This window comes from Tenacibaculum retecalamus (assembly GCF_027941755.1).
GTDB classification, from domain to species: domain Bacteria; phylum Bacteroidota; class Bacteroidia; order Flavobacteriales; family Flavobacteriaceae; genus Polaribacter; species Polaribacter haliotis_B.
The window spans coordinates 729,171-750,216 of record NZ_CP115916.1; the positions used below are offsets into that span (position 1 = coordinate 729,171).

The following is a 21,046-nucleotide window of genomic DNA, read 5'->3' on the forward strand; positions in this document are numbered from 1 at the left end:
GTCAAAAACTATGCCGATTATTAGGGCGTTCGGGCGGGCTTTCGCTACTCACTTTTTGTTCGTACCTCACAAAAGAGTTCAAACAAACCGCTCAATCCCTAACGCGGGCGACAAAGATAATAAAAACAGTGTTGTACAAACCTATAAAAAACAGTAAATTCGCAGGGCTTCAAAAAAATAAAATATAAGTATGAAATTTGCAATCATAAAAGAACGTAAAAATCCACCAGATAGGAGAGTAGTATTTTCACCAGAAAAATTACAAGAATTTAAGCAACAATTTCCGCAAGCCGAAATAGTTGTAGAAAGTTCAGATATCAGAATTTTTACAGATCAAGAATATCAGAAAGCAGGATTTGAAGTAGTAACCGACGTTTCAGATTGTGATGTTTTATTAGGTGTAAAAGAAGTTCCTTTAGAAAATTTGATTCCAAATAAAAAATACTTTTACTTTAGTCATACCATCAAAAAACAACCTTACAATCGTAAGTTGTTAAAAGCAATGTTAGCTAAAAACATTGAAATGTATGACCACGAAACCATTGTAAAAGAAAACGGAGCAAGATTAATCGGTTTTGGTCGTTATGCTGGTTTAGTTGGCGCTTATAACGGATTTAGAGCCATCGGATTAAAAGAAGAAATTTTTAACTTACCAAAAGTAGAAACTTTAGCAGATTTAGATGCTGTAAAAGCAGAGTTAGATAAAATTAAACTGCCGAATTTAAAAATATTGTTAACCGGAACAGGAAAAGTTGCTTACGGAGCTAAAGAAATTTTAGACCATTTAGGAATCAAACAAGTTTCTGACGCCTTGTATTTAACATCAACATTTACCGAGCCTGTATATTGTATGGCAGATGTTATGGAATACGCAAAACGTAAAGATGGAAAAGTAGGTGATAAATATGCTTTTTATAAAGATCCTACAGATTATGAAAGTAATTTTATGCCTTACGCAAAAGTTACAGATTACTTTATAGCAGGTCATTTTTATGGAAATAAAGCGCCTTATTTATTTACTAGAGAAGATGCAAAGTTAGCAGAATTTAACATAAAATACGTGGCTGATGTTTCGTGTGATGTTGATGGACCTGTGGCATCAACAATAAAAGCATCAACAATTGCCGATCCTATTTATGGTTATGATCCGCAAACAGAAAAAGAAGTCGATTTTAAAAATGAAGATGTAATAACTGTAATGGCAGTTGATAATTTACCTTGTGAATTACCTAAAGATGCTAGTGAAGGTTTTGGTGAAATGTTTTTAGAGCATGTAATTGCTGCTTTTTATAATAATGATAAAGACGGAATTTTAGCACGAGCAAAAATGACAACTAACGAAGGAGAATTAGCAGAGCGATATTCGTATTTACAGCAATATGTAGACGGAAAAGAATAATTAAAATCTCGCACTTAGCGGGGTTTTTAGTTTCTATAAAACTGCGAGAATATAAAAGGGTTTATACTGTCTTTTTTAAAATATTCTTCTTTACATATAACACTTTTTAATAACATGATTTTAAGCTATACATATTTCGGGATATCTATTTTAGGAATTTTCCTGTTTTTTTACCTTCTAAAAAAACTCTTCAACTGGTTTCAATCTAAATTAGATAAGCTAGATAGAAATTTATTTTTTAAAAGAATTGAATTAGTTAATTTTTTTAAATTTATAACACCAAGAAGAGAAAAGCATATCTTAAAGTTTATAACAAAAAGTTTAAGGTATGCGATAAGTATTTTGTTTTTAATCTTTTACTTACCGCTTGTTTTTAGTTTTATACCAGAAACAAAAGAATATGCTAAAAAAGTTTTTGAATATATTCTGAAACCTGTATACTTTATAATTGAAGGAGTTTTAGATTTTATACCAGGCTTGTTCTTTATAATTGTAATTTTTTATGGTACCAAATACCTTTTAAAGTTTTTAAAGTATCTAACAAGTGAGTTAGAGCGAGAAGCAGTAAAATTAGATGGTTTTTATGCTGATTGGGCAAAACCAACCTTTAATTTATTAAGAGTTGTAATAATTGCTTTTGCAGTAATAATTTGTTGGCCATACATACCAGGTTCTCAATCTGACGGATTTAAAGGTGTTTCTATATTTTTTGGAGTATTGTTTTCTTTAGGTTCAACAGCAGCAATATCTAATATTGTTGCTGGTATTGTAATTACTTATATGCGTCCTTTTAAAGTTGGTGATCGTGTAGAAATTGGAACTACTATTGGCGATGTTACCGAAAGAAGTTTACTGGTTACAAGAGTTAAAACAATTAAAAATATTGATGTTACGATTCCTAATTCATCAATCTTAGGAAATCATATTATCAATTTTAGTAAAAATGCCACAGAAGATGTTGGTGTAATTTTACATACTTCAGTAACTATTGGTTACGATGTGCCTAGTGGAGAGGTAATAAAGTCTTTAGTTGAAGGAGCAAAAAATACTCCGATGATTTTAGATACTCCTGTGCCTTTTGTGCTAGTGAAAAGTTTAGATGATTTTTATATCAATTATGAAATTAATTGTCACACTAAAAATCCAGAAAAAGCTGCTGTAATATATTCTCATTTACACGAAAGTATTAAAAATGAGTTGCACAAAGCAGGTATAGAAATACTATCTCCACATTACAATGCTGTTAGAGACGGAAATGTATTAACGGTTCCACCAGAAAACGTGCCTAAAGGATATGTGAAACCAGGTTTTAAGATTGATAATTAATTTTTAATAATATTAAATGTTACCAGACAGACAGTTTTTAATTGATACCGCTAAAATGCGAATGCCTTTTGGCAAGTACAAAGGAATTTATTTAGTCGATATCCCAGAGTATTATTTGGTATGGTACAAAAATAAAGGTTTTCCAGCAGGAAAACTAGGTAAAATGATGGGGTTGGTTTACGAATTACAATTAAATGGTTTAGAAGATATTTTAAGGAAAGTTAAATCAAATTTTTAATTAGATAAAATTTCATCTAATTAAAAATTTGATATTTACTAGTATTATTTTAATGATACGTTGTATGTTAAACCTGCTGAAAAAGTAGTAGATTCACCTACATTTCTTCCGTCTAAGACTTTACCAAATCCTAAACTAACACCTAATTTAGGCATAACGTTTTTGTATACTGTAAGTCCAACTCTACTGTAATCAACATTTGTTTCTGGGAAATTACCTCTAAAACCAGGCTCTCCAATATCTACACCTTCTTCAGAATTAAAAATATCAGCCCAAGCTTCAACATAAATAAATTTACTTGCGTATCCAATTTTTCCTGTAGTAACAAAAGCATTTGGTACTCCAAATTCTCCACCAGGAGTTAAATTATTTTCAGCATCATCTCTAAGGTTATATGCTGCTAAAAGCGTAGAAAAGAAACCACTATCTGTATTTAAATGCAAGCCTGCTGTTACATCAACACCAAAAGCACCACTACCTAGAGATAAAATTCCATTTGGTTCGTATCCTGTAGGAATAATAACTGTAAAACCTGTTATAATATTTAAATTTGCTTTTTTAAAATTAAATTTATGAGCATTTAATTTTAAAGCGATTGAAATGTCTTGTAATTCAGATATCGAATTTTTTTCATTTATAGGATCATCCGCACCACTTGTATTATCTGCAGAAATGAAAGGCACATTTATTACAGCTGATAAACGATCTGTAATACCATATTTAGCATAAAGAGAAATTATATTTTGATTTATTTCACCATGAACAGGAACTCCTTCATTTTTAACATTAGCAACATAAAAAGCGTCATATTTACTCAGAGAGAAAGAAGTTGTTAATGATAAATCGCCTTTTTTAGATGTAAATCCATCTAATAACCCTTGTGCATTTGAGGTAGAATACATGGCTGTGATTGCAATAATAGATAATCCTATTTGTTTTTTTATTTTCATTTTTTTATAAATTTGATTTATCTATTTGTCGAAATTAAAATCAAAAATTACATTAAAATTAATTATTCTTTTAAACGGTTGTTTTCTATATAATATACTGTGATTACACCTAATAAATAAGCTATTAAATCACCATAGCTAAAGGTGTTTCCTATAATAATACTTGCTACTTTGTTGTGTTCTAAACCTAGTGTTTTTACTAAATTATAGTTTTGTAATATTTCAATAGTAAAAGAGAAAATTAAAATTGATAACGCTAATTTTTTAGGTGAAATATAAAAAAATGATTTCACTAAAAAATAGAGCAAAATTACGACTAGAAAATCGCCAACTGTATGACGAATAAAACCCGATGTTTGTGCAATAATAACTTCTGTTAAAAATAATAATATAAAGGTTTTAAAACTTTTAAAATTGAATTTCATAGGTGTATTTTTAAAGAGTAAAACCTCTTTTTTATTGAAGTTTTACTCTTGAATTATAAAAAAGATAGTTATCCGTTTTGCCAATCAATTTTTCTAGAAGCATACATTACTGATGCTAAAATTGCAAATAAACCAGCGCTTCCTACTAATAAAGCATAATTTTCTAATTGAATTATTATAAAAATAAAAGCATATAATGCGGTTAAAGAGAGTGCTATAAAAAACGGAAATTTTAATCCTTTTAAAATAGATTTTGAATAAAGTGATATCAAACCAATAACGGCAATGCCTGCAATTATATAAGCCTTTAAAAAACTACTATGTTCAGATATTGAAATAAGCAACGCGTAAAACATTGTTAAGGCAACCCCAATCATTAAATATTGAAAAGGATGAATAGAAATTTTACTCATTGTTTGAATCAAAAAGAAAACCAAAAATGTTAACCCAATAACTAAAAAACCATATTTTGTAGAGCGTTCACTTTTTTGGTATTCATCAACAGGAATCATAAAGTTTACACCAAAAGCATATTTTTTTAAGTTAGGTATTCCGTTAAAAGATTGTTGCGGAAAAGGTCTGTTAATATCTAATATTTTCCATTTAGCATCAAAACCTTCTTCAGAAACTTTATCAGAATTATAAGGTAAATATTCGCCTAAGAAATTTGCCGTTTTCCAATTAGAATTTATCGCCACATTAGTTTCTTTTCCGATAGGAATAAATCTAATTTGTTTGCTACCATTTATTGTTACATTTAAGCTAAAATCAACATCATTTTTAAATGGAATGTCTTCTTTTTTTATGAATTTACTTTCAAGTTTATGCAAATCAATAGTGTTATTATAGTTTCTGTCAGAATTTCTGTTTTTATATTTTGAAGTAAAAGGATACGTGTTTTTATGTAGTTTAATAGCTACTAAACTATTAACTCCTTTTAGGTTTGATGTTTCTATAATCAGTCGTGCCTTATCCCATAAAATAGCATCTTCTTTTATATCCATTTCGCTAAAATCGGGCTGTGTAAAGCTTCCTGTAATATTGATGTTGCTTTTGTAAACAGCCGTTTTATAAATACCTCGTTTCTTTTCTTCGGGATTTATGGTTGAATTGATGTCTAATGTTTTAGGAAAAAAATATCCGTATTTTATCTCTTCAACCATTTCGGTTTGTACTTCTTTTGTTTTCTGATTTACAATCGATTTTTTATGATATGTTTTGTAAGGAATCTTTAAAATAGGATCATATAAAAGTACTTCTTTACCCCACTTTTTATTTATTTCCTGAACAACTTCTTGTTGCCGATTCATGCGTTCGTAAATTAAACCCTCAATGAATGATAACGGAATTAATAGAATCAATATTAAAAAACCAACCATAAGCATTCTGGCAGTGATTGACGTTTTAACCCATTTTCCGAATTTTCCGTTTTGTTTGTTTGATGTTTCCATAACTTTTGTTTTTGTTATTTAAAAGAACTTTGAATTTCAAAGTAGATGTATAAAAAAATATTATTTATTTTTAATGAGCTTTTCTAAAGCTTCAATGTGTTTCTTAAATTCTTGTTTACCAGTATCAGTTGCATAATATCGCGTATTTGGTTTTCGTCCAATAAATTGTTTTTCTATTCTAATAAATTCAACTTTATCTAAAGCTTTGGTGTGGCTAGCTAAATTACCATCTGTAGCACCCAATAATTCTTTTAAAGTGGTAAATTCAGCATATTCATTTACCATAAGAATAGACATGATTCCGAGTCGTATTCTATGGTCAAAAGCTTTGTTAATATGTAAAATAATGTTTTTCACAATTATTTTTTATCGTATTTAAAATACATTAAAGCCCCATAAATTATGTGTATAACACCAAAACCTAATACCCAAAACCAAAAGCCATAACCAATAAAGTATGATGAAAGTAAACCTAAAACTATTTCTGTATAACCTAAATATTTAATATCACCGTAGGTATGTTTAGAAGCGTTTATTAAAGCTAATCCATAAAAAAGTAACATTAATCCACCAGTTTGTCCATAACGACCTTGACTTAAAATAATGATTATATAAATTCCACCAGCAATTAAAGGCGCAACAAAGCTTACTAATAAACGTTTTGTTGTTGTATCCCAGATTTTTACTTTATTTTTTTTTGCTTTTTTAGTGGTTAAAAAAACAGCAGTTCCAACACTTGCAACTAATACGATGAGTAAATCTAATAAAGCAACCCTAAAAACCCAGCCGTCTAATAATAATTTACCATACGAATGATTGTTTACCAACCAATACGCAAAAGCTGATCCAATAAGTGCGTATATACCAGAAAGACCACTTAAAGAAATAAACCGAGATGATTTATTCATTAAGTTTTTAATTTCTGATATGTCTTTTAAATAATCTTGTGAATTCATTTTTAAAGAACTTTGAAATACAAAGTAAAAGTTTTTATATTTCACTGGCAAGTAAAATATTTAATTTATTTTTATAGGATGAAACCAGCTGAACAATATATATTAAAACAAGAAGAACCATTTCGGTCTATTTTATTACATCTTCAGGTTTTAATTGAGGTAAATTTCGCTGAAACAGAGTTGTTATATAAATGGAAACTTCCTTTTTATTATCTAAAAAACAAACCACTTTGTTATTTTAACGCAACTAAAAAAGGATATGTTGATGTAGGTTTTTATTCTAAAACAGTACTTGAAAAACACAATGAGTTTTTGGTCTCAGAAAAAAGAAAAGCTGTAAAGTCTCTTCGGTATTATCATTTAGAAGAGATTAATGAAGAAATATTAGTTTCAGTTTTAATGGAGGCATATAAAATACGAGGACAATAATATTATTGTATTAAAAACTCCAATACTACTTCTTTGTCAATAATTAAATACGCTACCTTACTGTTTTTAGGAGGAATTATATTAATGGTTACAGTGTTTTTGTTAAAAGTTGTTTTTGGTTTTTTAGCGTATTTATAGCCTGTAAATCCACAATAAATAGACTGACTAGCGCTTACATTTTTAATTGTAAAAGAAATCGTACCATCAGTTTTTCTGTGTACTATTCCAGATGTAGGTTTTAGTAGTTTGTATTCTTTTTTAAGAAATAAAGAAGTGTATATAGGTTGTTTAAAAAAGGTAGCTAAAGGCATTCGTTTTACACGTATTTGCCATGTTACATCTTCAGGAAAGTGCGTAAAAAAATATTTTTCTTTAGGAATGTTAAAAAAATAGTCATTAAAAGAACGTTTCCATTTTCCGTTGGTAACAGCTCCTGCGGCCAAGTAGCATCAATATATAGCCACTTATTATTTATTTTTACAGCATTCCAAGCATGGTTTGTACGGTTTTTTATTTTGCCAATATCATTATAAGAATTTCGAACATAGCCTTTTATAACTTCGTTTTCAATATTTAAAAGTGAACATATTTTACTAAAAGTTTGTGCATAACCCTCGCAAACCCCTTTTCTTTTTAACAGTGTTTCTTTAACAATATTATCCTTTATTGCTTTAATTTTAATTTGTTTGTCAGCTTCATCTTTATAGCGAAAACGAATCCTTTTTTGCTTCGGATTGTAAAAATCTTCTAAATCATAACGAATATTGAAGGAAAGCCAAGTAAATATAGCCCTAACTTTTTCTTCATCAGAATTAAAATCGATAGCAATTTTTGATGCTAACTTATCGGCAGTAATTAATTTAGGATATGTTTTTATCTTACTATCAATAGCCAAATAATTTTGAGCCGATATTGAAGTGATTGTAAATAGTAATAGAAAAAATAGTTGTTTCATATAGTAGTTATAAGAATTATGTCTTTCAAAAATTGTGCCTTTAAAGTAATTATTTCATTAGTAATGAACAAAAAATAAATTGGTTATATTTAGCATTTCAAATTAAAAAAAATAAATAGAATTAGATGAAAAAAGTAATATATGTATCGGCTTTTATAACAATGGCTATGTTATCTTGTAAAAGCGTACAAAACGAGAATAAAAAGGTTGCAGCTACCGAAGTTTCAACAAAAAATAAAAGTAACGTAATTAATATTGATTCCACTCTTGTTAGAAAGCACTTATATACGTTAGCTTCTGATGATATGGGAGGTAGAAAGCCAGGGACAGCAGGAATTGAGAAAGCAGCGCAGTATATTGAAAATGAATTCGAAAAAATCGGATTAAAAAAATACAATTCATTACCAACTTTTCGTCAGAACTTTGAATACAAAGGAATTAAAATGTTCAATGTAATTGGAGTTTTAGAAGGGAAGAGTAAAAAGGATGAATATGTAGTAGTTTCTGCACATTACGATCATTTAGGAACAAAAAAAACAGGAGAAGGAGATTTAATTTTTAACGGAGCAAATGATGATGCATCGGGAGTAACGGGAGTTTTAGCATTGGCAAAGTATTTTAAAAATAAAGGACAAAACGAAAGAACAATTGTTTTTGTTGCTTTTACAGCTGAAGAAATGGGCTTAATAGGTTCTACACATTTTGGAAAAGGCATTGATGCAACTAAATTTGTAGCCGGAATTAATTTAGAAATGATTGGTAAGACACCTAGTTTTGGTCCAAATACTGCTTGGTTAACCGGTTTTGAGCGTTCTGATTTTGGAAAAATTATTCAAAAAAACTTAGTAGGTACCGGGTATCAGTTATTTCCTGATCCATATAAGAAATTCAATTTATTTTTTAGATCAGACAATGCTTCTTTGGCGCGTTTAGGTGTTCCTTCACACACATTTTCTACTACGCCAATTGATGTAGATAAAGATTATCATAAAGTTTCGGATGAAGCCGAAACTTTAAATATGACTATAATTACACAAACAATACAGGCGGTTGCTAAAGGAACCGAAAGTATTATTAATGGTAAGGATACGCCAACAAGAGTGGTTCTTGATAAATAATTCAAAAAAACAACTAACTAATTTCATAAGACCTCGATTATTCGAGGTTTTTTGTATTTTTATAAGATGTGATTATTGAGGTAACATTTTAAATTTTTTATTTATGAAACAATTAAAATATCTTTTTGTATTATTTATTATAGGCTGTTCTTCTACTAAAGTAGTGTATGATTATGATAGTAAAACTGCTTTTGAAGTTTACAAAACATTCAATTTTTTTGAAGACGCAGGTAAAGGTTTAAATGAATTAGATGTAAAGAGAATTACAAATGAATTAACAAAAGGGTTAGAGCAAAAGGGAATGGTCTTATCAGAAAATCCAGATATGTATATCAATATTTTATCAAAAGAAAGTAAATCTATTAGTAGAAATACGATTGGTTTAGGTATAGGTGGTGGTCGAAATGTTGGCTTTGGAATTTCTGGCGGAATACCTATCGGACGGAAAAAATTAAATCAAGAATTAACTATTGATTTTGTAGCAAGTAAAAATGATGAATTGTTATGGCAGGGAATTGCTAACGGAGTGATAAACGAAAAAACAAAACCAGCAGAACGGTTAGTGCATTATAAAGAGGTGATTGAAAAAATATTAGAGAATTATCCTCCTAAAAAATAAATGAAGCATAAAAAAAACCTCCATTATTTGGAGGTTTTCTGTATTGTTAAATCCTAAATGTTTTAGAATTGGTAACGAAGTCCTAATCCGAAATCAGATTGAAATCCGTCGTAAAAACCACTAAAACCAATTTCAGGTCTGTAATCTAAAGAAATTACTAAAGGAATGTCGAAGTTATATTCAATACCAACTACACCTGCACCAAAAATAGCACTATTACCACTAGCAGAAACAAGTCCTCCACCGGCACCAGCATACCAATTAAATTGATTTTCTAATTCCCATACCCATTGGTACAATCCTGTAGCTTTGAAAGAACTAAATCCAGAATCATTTCTAATACCTAAGTCGATTTCTAGTCTGTTATTATCACCTAAAGCTCTTTGGTAAGAAACTTCACCACCAAAGCCGTTATTTCCACCAAAACGGATACCAATAGCATTTTCTGCAATATCTTGTGCATTAGCCGTTAAAACTGATATGGTTAAAAAACCAATAAATAAAAATAGTTTTCTCATAATTTTAATTATTTAAATAGTATTACTTTTAAATTTGGTGGCTAAATTACTTAATTATTAATCTATTTCCTTTCGAATGACTGTTAAATTCTGGAGCGTACATACTTTGTATTGTCGTAATTCCGTTACTAAAACTTCCTGAGTTATTTACTCGTACATCATATTCGAAAATATAAACTCCTTTAGATAAACGATCAAAAAAGAAATTTGTTGCAGCATCTTTGGTTGCTTGATAATAGCCTAAACCATCTTGCCATTTGTATTGCGAAAGTACATTTATAGGTTCTACACCAGATGCTCTCATGTCTTTCATATGAATAAACTCCATATCTCTGTCAGAGCGAAGTTCAATTCTTACGGTAATTAAATCACCAACTTTTAAATCCGTTGTATCAGTAATTTCAATAAGTTCTTTACCTGCATCAGTATTTATCTTTTTAAATAGTTTTTTCTTTAATTTTAACGGAGTTTCAGCTGATGTAATTTTATCTAAATTTTCAAAATATTGCCAATACAATCCTCCCCAAGCAATACCGTTTCCTTTTTTAGAAATCGTTACTTCTGCCATAGTTGGTTTTATATCATTTTCATTCCATGAAGTTTTAAAATAACCTGTTCCAGCTTCAATTTTTACGTTTTCTAGCTTAGCGGGTTCAATTTTTTGATTTCCGATTTTAATAGCAACCATATCAGTAATTGAAAGCCAATCATTTCCATTTAACAATAAAGCATATACCGCTTCTGTAGTTGCTTTGGTTGTTTTCCAACGATTGGTTTGCTTGTTTTTAAGCAACCATATTTTTAGGTTATCAATTGTTTTGGTATCATTTTCAATTTCAGAAAAAGTTTCAATTAATAAAGCTTGCGTTTCAATAGGTGCTTCGTGATTATAATAGCCTGCAACGTTCGTTTTCCAATACATACCTAATTCATCAGAAGTAATACTATTTTCTTTTAATGATTTAAGAATTTTTGTTGAAATAGATTGATTATCAGCTCTAAATTGAATTAAAGCTATTTGCCCTTTAGCGTATAAGTTATAAGTATTCCAATAAGCAGCAGTTTGGTTTTTATAATATTTAATTGCGTTTTTAGTCGTGTTTGAAAATGTAATTTCAGGATAAAAACTACGCATGTATAAATACTGAATCGTAAAATAACTTAAATGATTTTTCTTTAGATATTCATCAGATTTAACAACACCTTTTGTGGCTTTTATTTTTGCAGCTTGTTTTAATAAATCACTGTATTGTGCTACAATTTCTTCATCTAAAAATCGAATTGCTTTTTGAAGCATTTCATTTGTTGAAGCATCAAAATTTTTAATACCTAATTTTTTTAAATGACCAAATCCACTAACAATGTGTTGCGTTATATATGTATTAGCATAATCACTTCCTTTAAACCAAGGAAAACCACCAGTATTCAATTGCATGTTTTTTAGTTTATGGATGCTTTTTTGCTGCTCACTTTTCATTTTATTCAAATCGAATAATAATGCAATACGCTTTTTTTGTTCACTTTCAGATTGCGCATCACGTAACCAAGGGGTTTCTTGAATAATCAATGATTTTAATTCCTGGTTTTTTTCTAAGTTACTTATTAAAGCATCTGAAGATTGCCATTGTTTAAAAACTACTTGAATCCTTGGATTTGAATTAGCAATATGACTCGCCAATGTATTGGCATAATAACGCGCAAAAGTTTGTTCGCTGCATTCATACGGATACTCCATTAAATACGGCAACGCTTGTACAGCATACCAAGCCGGATTTGATGTAACTTCTAACGTTAGTTTGTGATGTTTTAAGCTTGTTGAGGTATTGTTTTTTAGTTTATCTAACGTAAATGTTTTTGTTTGATTAGAACGCACCCACATTGGCAGCGATTCTGTAACCAACATTCGATTAGATAAAACCGGTAAAACATTTTGTTCTCCGTCAGAAAAATCGCCGGCTTTGGCTATTATTTTATATTGAATGGCTTGCACAGTATCCGGAATTGCTAAATTCCAAGAAACATTTGTATTTCCGTTTGTATCAACTTTAAAAGATTGATTTTTTGTTGCGTTTTCTAGTAGATGAATCTCTTTGCCTGTAATAGCATCTGTTAAAATTAATTGAGATATCCCTTGCAGGTTTTTAGCTGATAGATTCGAAATTTTAGCACTCAACGTTATTTTATCACCTTCTCTTAAAAAACGAGGAGTATTTGGTATAACCATCAACTCTTTTTGAGTTACAGCCGTTAATGTTTTTGTAGCGGATTGCGCTTTTTTAGTATGTGCTAATAATTGCAATTTCCATTTAGTTAACGCTTCGGGAGTTGTAAAACTAAAGGTAATATCTCCGTTTTTATCGGTAGTTAAATGCGGATAGAAGAAAGCCGTTTCTTGTAAGTTTTTACGGATTTGAATTCCTTTTAAAGATGTTTTTTCTTGGTTTTTTTGATTTTCATTACCTAAACCTGTTACTACAACTTCCTCTAATGAATCACTTTCGCTAAATGCCAAGACAGTTTCTTCAACTTCCATTTCATCTTCAACGATTTCAATTCTTTCAGGAGCAGGTGGAGCATTCGTTTTAGCTCTTCTACTCATCATCATTGTTCTTGTATAATTATTACCAAAACTAAACCCAAACCAGTTAAATTGATCATATTGTTGAGGTTGATAAAGGTTGTTCGAGTAACTACGGTTAAAAATTCTAAAACTATAATTACCAAAACTATGTTGTGCATTTGCGGTATTTCCATACGAATAATAACTAGAAGTTGTTATTGGGTTGAATTGCCAATTATGAGGTTTAAACTCATCTAAAGAAGCATCGTACATACTTGCTAAAACTTCGGCAGTTACTTTATTTTTTTGATCATTTTTAATGGTGAAACTCCATTTTTCAGAAGTACCTGGTTTTAGTTTATCTCTAAAAGTAGTAGTTTCAATAGTAATAAGTTCTTCTTTTTTAGGAACCGAAATAGTAAGAACACCACTGCTAAAAGAATTATAATTTACAAAGTAGTATTTAACTGCAAATCCGCCAATATCTTTTTTATTTACAGGGGTTTCAATTGATTTTACGTTATTATTTAAATGAATTAATTGCGTATCTACAATTTTATGATTTTTTTCAATCTGAATAACTACCGTAATATCTTTGGATGCAGATGCGAGCTCTAAACAAACCATATCGTTCACCGAATAATTAGTTTTATCAGTGCTAATAAAAAATAAATTATTATCAGCAATCTTTTTTTCAGTAGTACTGGTAACGGTAAAATGAGCTTTGTCGGTTACTTGCTGATTAAATTTATCTTGTGTTGTTAAAACGGCAATATATTGACCAGAAGTCCATTTTTTAATGTTTTTTAAAGCAAGTTCTTTTGATTTTTTAGTATCAAATTTTTTATCAAAAACCAATTTCCCTTTCTTCCAAGAAACCGCATTTTGTTCTTGTTTAGTATAAGCATCATGCGGAAACAATTTTCTAAACTCATGTTCTGAAATATCTTGATAATCGGGAGTGTTCCAAGGTCTTTTTCGTAACGGATTTTCAGGAGCTTGTAACTTATAGATTTTTACAGTTCCGCTAGCAGCTACAAACTCGTTATTTAAGTTTTCAGTGTTAATTTTTATTTGATGTTGCTTATCTTCTTTATTAACAATCGGACTTATTTGTAAAGAAGCCGTTAATGCATGATAACCTACTTTTACGATTGTGGTAGCACTTCTTGTTTCTCCATTAATATCGGTAACATCAGCCGTAATTTCATAATTAAAAACGGGTAAATCTTCTTTGGAAACACTCTCATCAGGAAATGCTTTAAATTTGATAGAAAAATTACCTGCTGTATCGGTAATGCTTTCTCCGTGGGTAATTTCTTGCGCTTCAGACGCTGAATTTGGTCTGCGCCAATACCACCAATTAGGATATTGTACTTTTCTATGAACACGATATACCACTTTAGCATCGGTAATATTTGCTCCAGAAAAAGCTTTTGCAAATCCGTTTACGGTAATACTATCATTCAGTTTAAAAGTTTCGGTAACTGGTTTAAAATCGGTTTCAAATTTCGGTCGCTTGTATTCTTCTACCGAAATAGTAGTAATGTAATCATCTCTTTCAAAATCGAAATCAACACTATTGTAAAAAGTACTTTCTTCTTTTTTACTTTCATCAATATTAAAAGAATATTCGCCAGTTAAACCATTATTAGGTAATACAATTTCGCTAGATGCAGATCCGAATTCATTTAGTTTTAAATCTAACTTTTTAACTTCCTGTCCGTTTACATCATTTAAAGTAATTTCAACATATTTATTAGTGAAAGGAGTAGATTTATCGTCCTTTTTTTGAATGAAAATAGTTTTAAAATAAACAGTTTGTCCAGGTCGATAAATGCTTCTATCAGTAAAAATAAACGGTTTTATTTTGATGCTTTCATTTTGCGTATTTACAGTTGGTTTTTGATGCTTGTATAAATAATAATTGCCAAAAATAGCACTGTTATTATCTGTACTAACAGTAATAGATACGTTGTAATATGTATGGTTACTTTTATAAGAAGCAAATCCGTTTTTATCAGTAATTAATTTCTGATTGATGTTTTTTCTGTTTCGATACTCTTTGTTTTTTAATAATAATTGAGCGTTTTTAATAGGTTTTCCAGAGTTTCTATCAACTACTTGATATGTTTTTATGTTGTTATCTGTACTTTCAATTAAGGCTAAATTACTTACCTGAATATTTGCAGTAGCCAATAAATCAGTCGTATTTAAAGTTTCGTTTTCATGGGCAACAATTAAATAATTTCCTTGAGCAAGTTTTGGAATAACAACCTCGGTTGAGTGTGATAAATAATCAGATTCGTTTCTTAATTTATTGTTCCATGATGTTGCTATTGTTAGCTTTTTTATAAAATTGATACGCTCATTTTCCTTATAAAGAGCAGCTAGTTTTTCAATTTGAGTTCTATTAATTTTATAAGCTGTAAAATATAAATGATCAATATTATTATAAGTAATTAATAAACGAGAAGCAGTATTTATTGGGCTAAATTTTTCTGATAAAATTGAAAGCGTTTTTGTTTTTATTTGCTGTTTTAAAGCTTTACATTTTTTTGCACCAACACTTTTAGGAAACTGTGTAATTACACGATTACAAATGGCAAGTGCTTCTTTGTTTTTAAAACGAAAAGTTTCATTTTTGTTTGAATTGTAGCTGTTTGCTTGTTGTTTATAAATTTCAGCAATTTTATAACTATACAATCCAGCAATTTCTTGTTTTTTATAGTTGTTTTCAGCTGATTTTAATGTTCGTAAAAGCAACTGCTCTTTATCATTAAAAGTAGCATGTTGATTCACAAAATTTAATCGTTCTAAATCTACCGTAGCCAAAGCTTTTAAATTGTTGCCTTTTAAATGAAAACTTAGTAGTTCTTGATAAATTTTCAACGCATTTAGTTGAAGCGAAACAGTATCTTTTGACGTTAAGTTGATAGTAGAAAAACTGCCTGTATCACTTATCAATTTAGGATTGTCAATTTTAAATTGATACGCAGGTTTTGTAATGTTTGTTTCAGATGTTTTATAAAACTTTAGCGCATTATGTGCTAAGAAGTCGAACAATGTAGGGCGGTATTCTTTTGAGCCTTTAGCGATATGTAAAATATCACTAAATTCAGAAACATCTGTTTGTTGCAATAGTAATCCGTTTGCTAATGATTTCTGATAATAGCTGTGAATTTCTGCGAATAAAGTATCTAAATCCCAAGTTCTAAAATCGTTTTCATCAATTTTTTCGGATGTTTTGGTACGTTGATAAAACTTCCACCTATTTTGATTAAAATATTGCCAATACAAATTGGCTAAAACATTTTCTAAAACGTTTTTTGTAGGGAAACTACTTTTATCAATCTGTTCTTTAAACTGATTGATGATTTTTAGTTGTGCATCTTCTTCTAAAGTTAACGAAAACTTACTTTTATAAAACAATGCTTTAATAATTTGTGGAGAATTCTTAGCAACTTCCGCTTTAGCGTAAATAATATTTACAACTTTTAATGCAGATTTTGGAAGATTGTCTTTTTCAAATTTCTGAACTTCATCCCAAAGATTTTTATAATTTTCTTGGGCATGGATAATAGATGAAAATAAAATTAATAGTAAAAAAGGAGTGATTTTTTTCATAGCAGTATTCGTTTTATATCTTCAAAGGACTTAAATAATTATAAATAAGACAACCAAAACTTTGTGAAATTAGTATTTGAATGCGTGAACATAACTTTTCAATGAGTTTCGATTTAAAGATACTTAAATTTTAACAGGGTTTTGTATTTTTGCTTTATACTAGAGATACCTAAAACATGAAAATTCATTTTATAGCCATCGGTGGTAGCGCAATGCACAATTTAGCAATTGCTTTACACCAAAAAGGATACCAAATTACAGGAAGCGACGATACAATTCACGATCCATCTAAATCGCGTTTAGCAAAACGAGGATTATTACCAGAAGAGTTTGGTTGGTTTCCAGAAAAAATCAATACTGATTTAGATGCTATAATTTTAGGAATGCACGCCAAGAAAGATAATGTTGAGTTATTGAAAGCACAAGAGTTAGGTGTTAAAATATATTCATATCCAGAGTTTTTATACGAGCAATCTAAAGATAAAACACGTGTTGTTATCGGTGGTTCTCACGGAAAAACTACTATTACTTCAATGATTTTACATGTGTTAAATTATCATGAAAGAGAAGTAGATTATATGGTAGGAGCACAGTTAGATGGTTTTGACACTATGGTGCATTTAACCGAGGAAAATGAATTTATTGTTTTAGAAGGAGATGAGTATTTAAGTTCTCCGATAGATATGCGCCCGAAGTTTCATTTATATAAGCCAAATATTGCGCTGTTAACAGGTATTTCTTGGGATCACATTAATGTATTTCCTACGTTTGATAATTATGTAGCGCAGTTTAAGATCTTTACAGATTCGCTTACTAATGGCGGAATAATGGTATACAATGAAGAGGATGCTATTTTAAAAGAGGTTGTAGAGAATTCGAATCATCCAATAAAAAAGTACCCTTACAAAACACCTACCTGTTTTATAGATAACGGAATTACATATTTAGATACTCCAGATGGAGATTTACCTTTAGAGATTTTTGGGGATCATAATTTACAAAATTTAGCAGGAGCAAAGTGGATTTGCCAACACATGGGTGTTGATGAAGATGATTTTTATGAGGCAATTGCTAGTTTTAAAGGAGCAAGCAAGCGTTTAGAGAAAATTGCAGAAAACAAATCATCAGTAATTTTTAAAGATTTTGCTCACAGTCCTAGTAAAGTATCAGCAACTACTACAGCTGTAAAAAAACAATATTCAGAAAGAACAGTTTTAGCATGTTTAGAATTGCATACATACTCTAGTTTAAACGCAGAGTTTTTAGCAGAATATAAAGGTGCTTTAGATAAAGCAGACAAAGCAGTAGTGTTTTATTCGCCACACGCAGTAAAAATTAAACAATTAGAAGAGGTTACAGCACAACAAATTGCGGATGCTTTTAAACGTGATGATTTAATCATTTATACGAATCCTGCTGAGTTTAAGGAATACCTATTTAATCAGAATATAGAAAATACCGCCTTATTACTAATGAGTTCTGGTAATTATGGAGGATTGGATTTTGATGAAGTTAAGAAGTTGGTTTAACTTTATTGCAGTAAATAATTGATGTATATATAAAACTAGTATTATTTTAAATACTAGTTTTTACGCCAAAAGAAAGGAGTGAATAAAATTAATACAGTAAACAATTCTAAACGACCAATCAACATTAAAAAAGAACAAAACCATTTTGCACCAGTTGATAAATGATTAAAATTACTTACAGGACTAACTGTTCCTATTGCTGGACCAATATTTCCTATAGAAGAAGCACAGGCTCCTAAGGCAGAATATAAATCTAATCCGAAAAAAGTTAGTATTACAGTTCCTATAATAAAAATTAACATGTATAAAACAAAGAAAGAGAGTATGTTAAAAACAATTTTTTGTTTTACCGCTTTACCATCGTAACGAACAGGTACAATAGCATTAGGATGTAGTGATTTTTTAAACTCTAAAAAACTACTTTTAAGCATTACAATATGTCGAACAATTTTTACACCTCCAGAAGTAGATCCTGCAGAACCGCCTAAGAAAAATAATGAGAAAAACATTGCTGTTACAAAAAAGCTCCACATCGTAAAATCAGCACTTACAAATCCGGTTGTTGTAACTACTGAAATTACAGAAAACAAAGAGTGTCTTATAGCGCTTTCGGTTGCTCCCCATACCATTGGATGTTGAATAGATGTTTGTAATGCTGGATCTTGATAAAAAAGGATCATTATTGCAATAATCGCAGCAATGATTACTGTACCGAAGAAATAATATTTAAATTCTTCACTCTGAATTACTTTACGAACTTTTCCTTTTAAAGCAAAGTAGGTAAGTACAAAGTTGGTACCTGCTACAAACATAAAAAATATAATAATGTATTGTATCATTGGTGTTCCGTTCCAATGGGCAACACTTGCATTTTTTGTTGAAAAACCACCGGTACTAACAGTTGCCATAGCATGATTAATGGCATCAAACCAATTCATACCTGCTACTTTTAAAAGCAAAAACTGAACAACGGTAAGTAATACATAGATCTGCCACAATCGTTTAGCGGTATCTGTAATACGCGGGTGTAATTTATCTGCTGATGGCCAGGAGCTTCTGCCATAAACAACTGCATGCCTCCAATACCCAATAAAGGTAATATTGCGATGGTAAGTACAATAATTCCCATACCACCAATCCAATGTGTAGCACTACGCCAAAAGAGGATTCCTTTAGGCATAGATTCTATATCTGTTAAGATAGAGGATCCGGTTGTTGAATAGCCAGAAATAGTTTCAAAAAAGGCATTTGTTATTGAAGGAATACTGCCAGATAAAAGATAAGGAAGCATTCCTGTAATTGATAAAATAAGCCATCCGAAGGTAACAATAAGATAACCTTCTTTTTTTTGAATTTTTTTATTGTCAGGTTTGTTAAAAAAATAAAGAATTAAACCAATAGCTATTGTAATAATACCGGCGTTTAAGATTCCCCATTTAGAAATTTCATCATAATAAAAACTAAAAGGTAACGAAAACCACATAAACAACCCATTAAGAATAGCTGTTATTCCTAAAAATCGATAAATTAATTTTAGATTAAGGTTTTCCATTAGTTGAATAAATCTTCTACAATTGATATTGCTTCTGGCAAACAAAAAACAATTGCTTTATCACCACTTTGTAGTTGAAAACTACCAAAAGACATGTGTGGTTTTCCATCTCTAATTACTCCACCAAAAACAGCTTCTCTAGGAAAACGTAACTCTTTAATAGGTTTTAAAGTTACTTTAGCATTTTCTTGTACTTCAAACTCAAAAACTTCAGCATCAATATTATGTAAGTTGGCTAATGCTAAAATTTCTCCTTTACGAATGTGGCGAAAAATATTACTAGCGGCAATTAATTTTTTATTAATAAGCGTATTGATTCCTATTGTTTGAGAAATATTGATGTAATCCATATTTTCAACTAAAGCGATCGTTTTTTTAACGCCTTTAGATTTAGCAACTAAGCAAGACATGATATTGGTTTCAGAATCACCAGTTACGGCAATAAAAGCATCCATCTCTCTAATATTTTCTTCTTCTAAAAGTTCTAAATCTCTACCATCACCATGAATCACTAATGTATCCATTAAATCTTCAGCAAGGTTTAACGCTTTTTCTTTTTTACGCTCAATTAACTTTACCTTAAAATTATCTTTACAAAGGCTTCTAGCAGTTTTTCTACCTATACTACTACCACCAAGAATCATTACATTTTTAATATTTATTTGCTCTTTACCAACAATAGGGTAGAGCTTAGAAATGCTATAACTTGGAACAGAAAAATAAACTTGATCGTTCATTTTATAAACGGTATCTCCACGAGGAATTATAGTTTGCGCAGTTCCTTCTCGTTTTATAGCGATGGTAATAAAATCAACTAAACTAAATTTATCTTTTGCTTCTTTAACGGTTAAATCTAATATTGGAGATTTATATCCAAGCGTTGTTCCCATGATGTTAAATACACCATTTTCAAAAGCTACGGTATCGTTAAAGGAAGATTGATTTAATAATAATTTTATTTCTTCAGCAGCCAAAGCTTCTGGAGAAATCATAAAATCTACTCCGAAATCTTTAAAATTGATGCTATCATTTTTTAAAAACTCAGGATTGTTAATTCTAGCAATTGTTTTTTTTACGCCTAAAGCTTTCCCTATAACAGAGATCGTAAAATTGGTATTTTGACTTTCGGTAACGGCCAATAATAAATCGGCAGAACCAATTCCAATTTCTTTTAATAATTTAATAGAGGTAGCATCTCCTTTTTTAGTTATAACATCTAAATGATTATTGATATAGTTTAGCTTTTCGCCATCAAAATCAATCACATAAGTATCTTGTGATTCGTAAGAAAGGAGTTTAGCCAAATGAAAACCTACGTCTCCAGCCCCGGCTATAATAATTTTCATATATAAAATTGAAAAGGATAGAATGCAAAGATACTGTGCTTCTTTGGG

At 30.0% G+C, this 21,046-nt stretch carries 17 protein-coding genes and 1 pseudogene; 7 read left to right on the top strand and 11 right to left on the bottom strand.

Going from position 1 to position 21,046, the window contains the following annotated elements:
* The first annotated feature begins 190 nt into the window (after positions 1-190).
* The 3 genes from PG912_RS03555 (at position 191) to PG912_RS03565 (ending at position 2,963) form a co-directional block, all read left to right on the top strand.
* The gene (locus tag PG912_RS03555; protein WP_275688513.1) at positions 191-1,399 is read left to right on the top strand and encodes an NAD(P)-dependent oxidoreductase; all 1,209 of its coding nucleotides are present in this window, start codon (positions 191-193) and stop codon (positions 1,397-1,399) included.
* Between the two features lie 342 nt (positions 1,400-1,741).
* Positions 1,742-2,725: a mechanosensitive ion channel family protein gene (locus tag PG912_RS03560; protein ID WP_275688514.1), complete on the top strand. Its 984-nt coding sequence runs from the start codon at positions 1,742-1,744 to the stop codon at positions 2,723-2,725.
* A 16-nt stretch (positions 2,726-2,741) separates the two neighbouring features.
* Positions 2,742-2,963, top strand: a complete 222-nt coding sequence (locus tag PG912_RS03565; RefSeq protein ID WP_275688515.1) for a DUF3820 family protein — start codon at positions 2,742-2,744, stop codon at positions 2,961-2,963.
* Positions 2,964-3,007: 44 nt separating this feature from the next.
* Here the strand turns inward: PG912_RS03565 and PG912_RS03570 are convergent, their stop codons facing one another.
* The 5 genes from PG912_RS03570 to PG912_RS03590 form a co-directional block, all read right to left on the bottom strand.
* Positions 3,008-3,913, bottom strand: a complete 906-nt coding sequence (locus PG912_RS03570; protein WP_275688516.1) for a transporter — start codon at positions 3,911-3,913, stop codon at positions 3,008-3,010.
* A gap of 62 nt (positions 3,914-3,975) precedes the next feature.
* Positions 3,976-4,338: a ribosomal maturation YjgA family protein gene (locus tag PG912_RS03575; RefSeq protein ID WP_275688517.1), complete on the bottom strand. Its 363-nt coding sequence runs from the start codon at positions 4,336-4,338 to the stop codon at positions 3,976-3,978.
* Between the two features lie 68 nt (positions 4,339-4,406).
* Complete coding sequence (creD, locus tag PG912_RS03580; RefSeq protein ID WP_275688518.1) at positions 4,407-5,789, bottom strand: cell envelope integrity protein CreD; 1,383 nt, start codon at positions 5,787-5,789, stop codon at positions 4,407-4,409.
* Between the two features lie 60 nt (positions 5,790-5,849).
* Positions 5,850-6,146, bottom strand: coding sequence for a winged helix-turn-helix domain-containing protein (locus PG912_RS03585; RefSeq protein ID WP_275688519.1), 297 nt, complete (start codon positions 6,144-6,146; stop codon positions 5,850-5,852).
* Positions 6,147-6,148: 2 nt separating this feature from the next.
* Positions 6,149-6,745 carry a hypothetical protein gene (locus PG912_RS03590; RefSeq protein ID WP_275688520.1) on the bottom strand — a complete coding sequence of 199 codons (597 nt, stop codon included), beginning with the start codon at positions 6,743-6,745 and terminating at the stop codon, positions 6,149-6,151.
* Between the two features lie 78 nt (positions 6,746-6,823).
* Here PG912_RS03590 and PG912_RS03595 point away from each other — a divergent pair, with 78 nt between their 5' ends.
* Positions 6,824-7,174: a DUF1801 domain-containing protein gene (locus tag PG912_RS03595; RefSeq protein WP_275688521.1), complete on the top strand. Its 351-nt coding sequence runs from the start codon at positions 6,824-6,826 to the stop codon at positions 7,172-7,174.
* A gap of 2 nt (positions 7,175-7,176) precedes the next feature.
* Here the strand turns inward: PG912_RS03595 and PG912_RS03600 are convergent, their stop codons facing one another.
* Positions 7,177-7,485, bottom strand: coding sequence for a hypothetical protein (locus PG912_RS03600; RefSeq protein WP_275688522.1), 309 nt, complete (start codon positions 7,483-7,485; stop codon positions 7,177-7,179).
* A gap of 23 nt (positions 7,486-7,508) precedes the next feature.
* Entirely contained in the window at positions 7,509-8,129 is a 621-nt protein-coding gene (locus PG912_RS03605; RefSeq protein WP_275688523.1) for a transglutaminase domain-containing protein, read from the bottom strand.
* A 125-nt stretch (positions 8,130-8,254) separates the two neighbouring features.
* Here PG912_RS03605 and PG912_RS03610 point away from each other — a divergent pair, with 125 nt between their 5' ends.
* Together PG912_RS03610 and PG912_RS03615 are read left to right on the top strand one after the other, a co-directional pair.
* A complete protein-coding gene (locus PG912_RS03610; RefSeq protein WP_260584745.1) occupies positions 8,255-9,247 on the top strand; it encodes a M20/M25/M40 family metallo-hydrolase in 993 nt (330 codons plus the stop codon).
* A gap of 103 nt (positions 9,248-9,350) precedes the next feature.
* On the top strand, positions 9,351-9,866 hold the full coding sequence (locus PG912_RS03615) for a DUF4136 domain-containing protein (protein WP_275688524.1): 516 nt from the start codon (positions 9,351-9,353) through the stop codon (positions 9,864-9,866).
* 62 nt (positions 9,867-9,928) lie between these two features.
* Here the strand turns inward: PG912_RS03615 and PG912_RS03620 are convergent, their stop codons facing one another.
* Both PG912_RS03620 and PG912_RS03625 read right to left on the bottom strand, forming a co-directional pair.
* Positions 9,929-10,384 (bottom strand): hypothetical protein, encoded by a 456-nt coding sequence (locus PG912_RS03620; protein ID WP_260584743.1) that lies wholly within the window; start codon positions 10,382-10,384, stop codon positions 9,929-9,931.
* Positions 10,385-10,430: 46 nt separating this feature from the next.
* Positions 10,431-16,571, bottom strand: a complete 6,141-nt coding sequence (locus PG912_RS03625; protein WP_275688525.1) for an alpha-2-macroglobulin family protein — start codon at positions 16,569-16,571, stop codon at positions 10,431-10,433.
* Positions 16,572-16,747: 176 nt separating this feature from the next.
* On the opposite strand from PG912_RS03625, the gene PG912_RS03630 reads away from it, so the two are divergent.
* Positions 16,748-18,100: a UDP-N-acetylmuramate--L-alanine ligase gene (locus PG912_RS03630; RefSeq protein WP_275688526.1), complete on the top strand. Its 1,353-nt coding sequence runs from the start codon at positions 16,748-16,750 to the stop codon at positions 18,098-18,100.
* Between the two features lie 53 nt (positions 18,101-18,153).
* Here the strand turns inward: PG912_RS03630 and PG912_RS03635 are convergent.
* A pseudogene (locus PG912_RS03635) lies at positions 18,154-19,652 on the bottom strand (TrkH family potassium uptake protein).
* Positions 19,652-20,998: a Trk system potassium transporter TrkA gene (gene trkA, locus PG912_RS03640; protein ID WP_275688527.1), complete on the bottom strand. Its 1,347-nt coding sequence runs from the start codon at positions 20,996-20,998 to the stop codon at positions 19,652-19,654. The pseudogene PG912_RS03635 and the gene trkA overlap by 1 nt, the downstream one beginning before the upstream one ends.
* Positions 20,999-21,046 lie beyond the last annotated feature (48 nt).

Excerpts from the sequence above, each read along its gene's own strand:
- PG912_RS03565 (WP_275688515.1), top strand. The coding sequence starts at position 2,742 with ATGTTACCAGACAGACAGTTTTTAATTGATACCGCTAAAATGCGAATG.
- PG912_RS03555 (WP_275688513.1), top strand. The coding sequence starts at position 191 with ATGAAATTTGCAATCATAAAAGAACGTAAAAATCCACCAGATAGGAGA.
- PG912_RS03575 (WP_275688517.1), bottom strand. The coding sequence starts at position 4,338 with ATGAAATTCAATTTTAAAAGTTTTAAAACCTTTATATTATTATTTTTA.
- PG912_RS03625 (WP_275688525.1), bottom strand. The coding sequence starts at position 16,571 with ATGAAAAAAATCACTCCTTTTTTACTATTAATTTTATTTTCATCTATT.
- PG912_RS03595 (WP_275688521.1), top strand. The coding sequence starts at position 6,824 with ATGAAACCAGCTGAACAATATATATTAAAACAAGAAGAACCATTTCGG.
- PG912_RS03590 (WP_275688520.1), bottom strand. The coding sequence starts at position 6,745 with ATGAATTCACAAGATTATTTAAAAGACATATCAGAAATTAAAAACTTA.
- creD (WP_275688518.1), bottom strand. The coding sequence starts at position 5,789 with ATGGAAACATCAAACAAACAAAACGGAAAATTCGGAAAATGGGTTAAA.
- PG912_RS03605 (WP_275688523.1), bottom strand. The coding sequence starts at position 8,129 with ATGAAACAACTATTTTTTCTATTACTATTTACAATCACTTCAATATCG.
- PG912_RS03610 (WP_260584745.1), top strand. The coding sequence starts at position 8,255 with ATGAAAAAAGTAATATATGTATCGGCTTTTATAACAATGGCTATGTTA.
- PG912_RS03600 (WP_275688522.1), bottom strand. The coding sequence starts at position 7,485 with ATGCCTTTAGCTACCTTTTTTAAACAACCTATATACACTTCTTTATTT.
- PG912_RS03570 (WP_275688516.1), bottom strand. The coding sequence starts at position 3,913 with ATGAAAATAAAAAAACAAATAGGATTATCTATTATTGCAATCACAGCC.
- PG912_RS03620 (WP_260584743.1), bottom strand. The coding sequence starts at position 10,384 with ATGAGAAAACTATTTTTATTTATTGGTTTTTTAACCATATCAGTTTTA.
- PG912_RS03615 (WP_275688524.1), top strand. The coding sequence starts at position 9,351 with ATGAAACAATTAAAATATCTTTTTGTATTATTTATTATAGGCTGTTCT.
- trkA (WP_275688527.1), bottom strand. The coding sequence starts at position 20,998 with ATGAAAATTATTATAGCCGGGGCTGGAGACGTAGGTTTTCATTTGGCT.
- PG912_RS03630 (WP_275688526.1), top strand. The coding sequence starts at position 16,748 with ATGAAAATTCATTTTATAGCCATCGGTGGTAGCGCAATGCACAATTTA.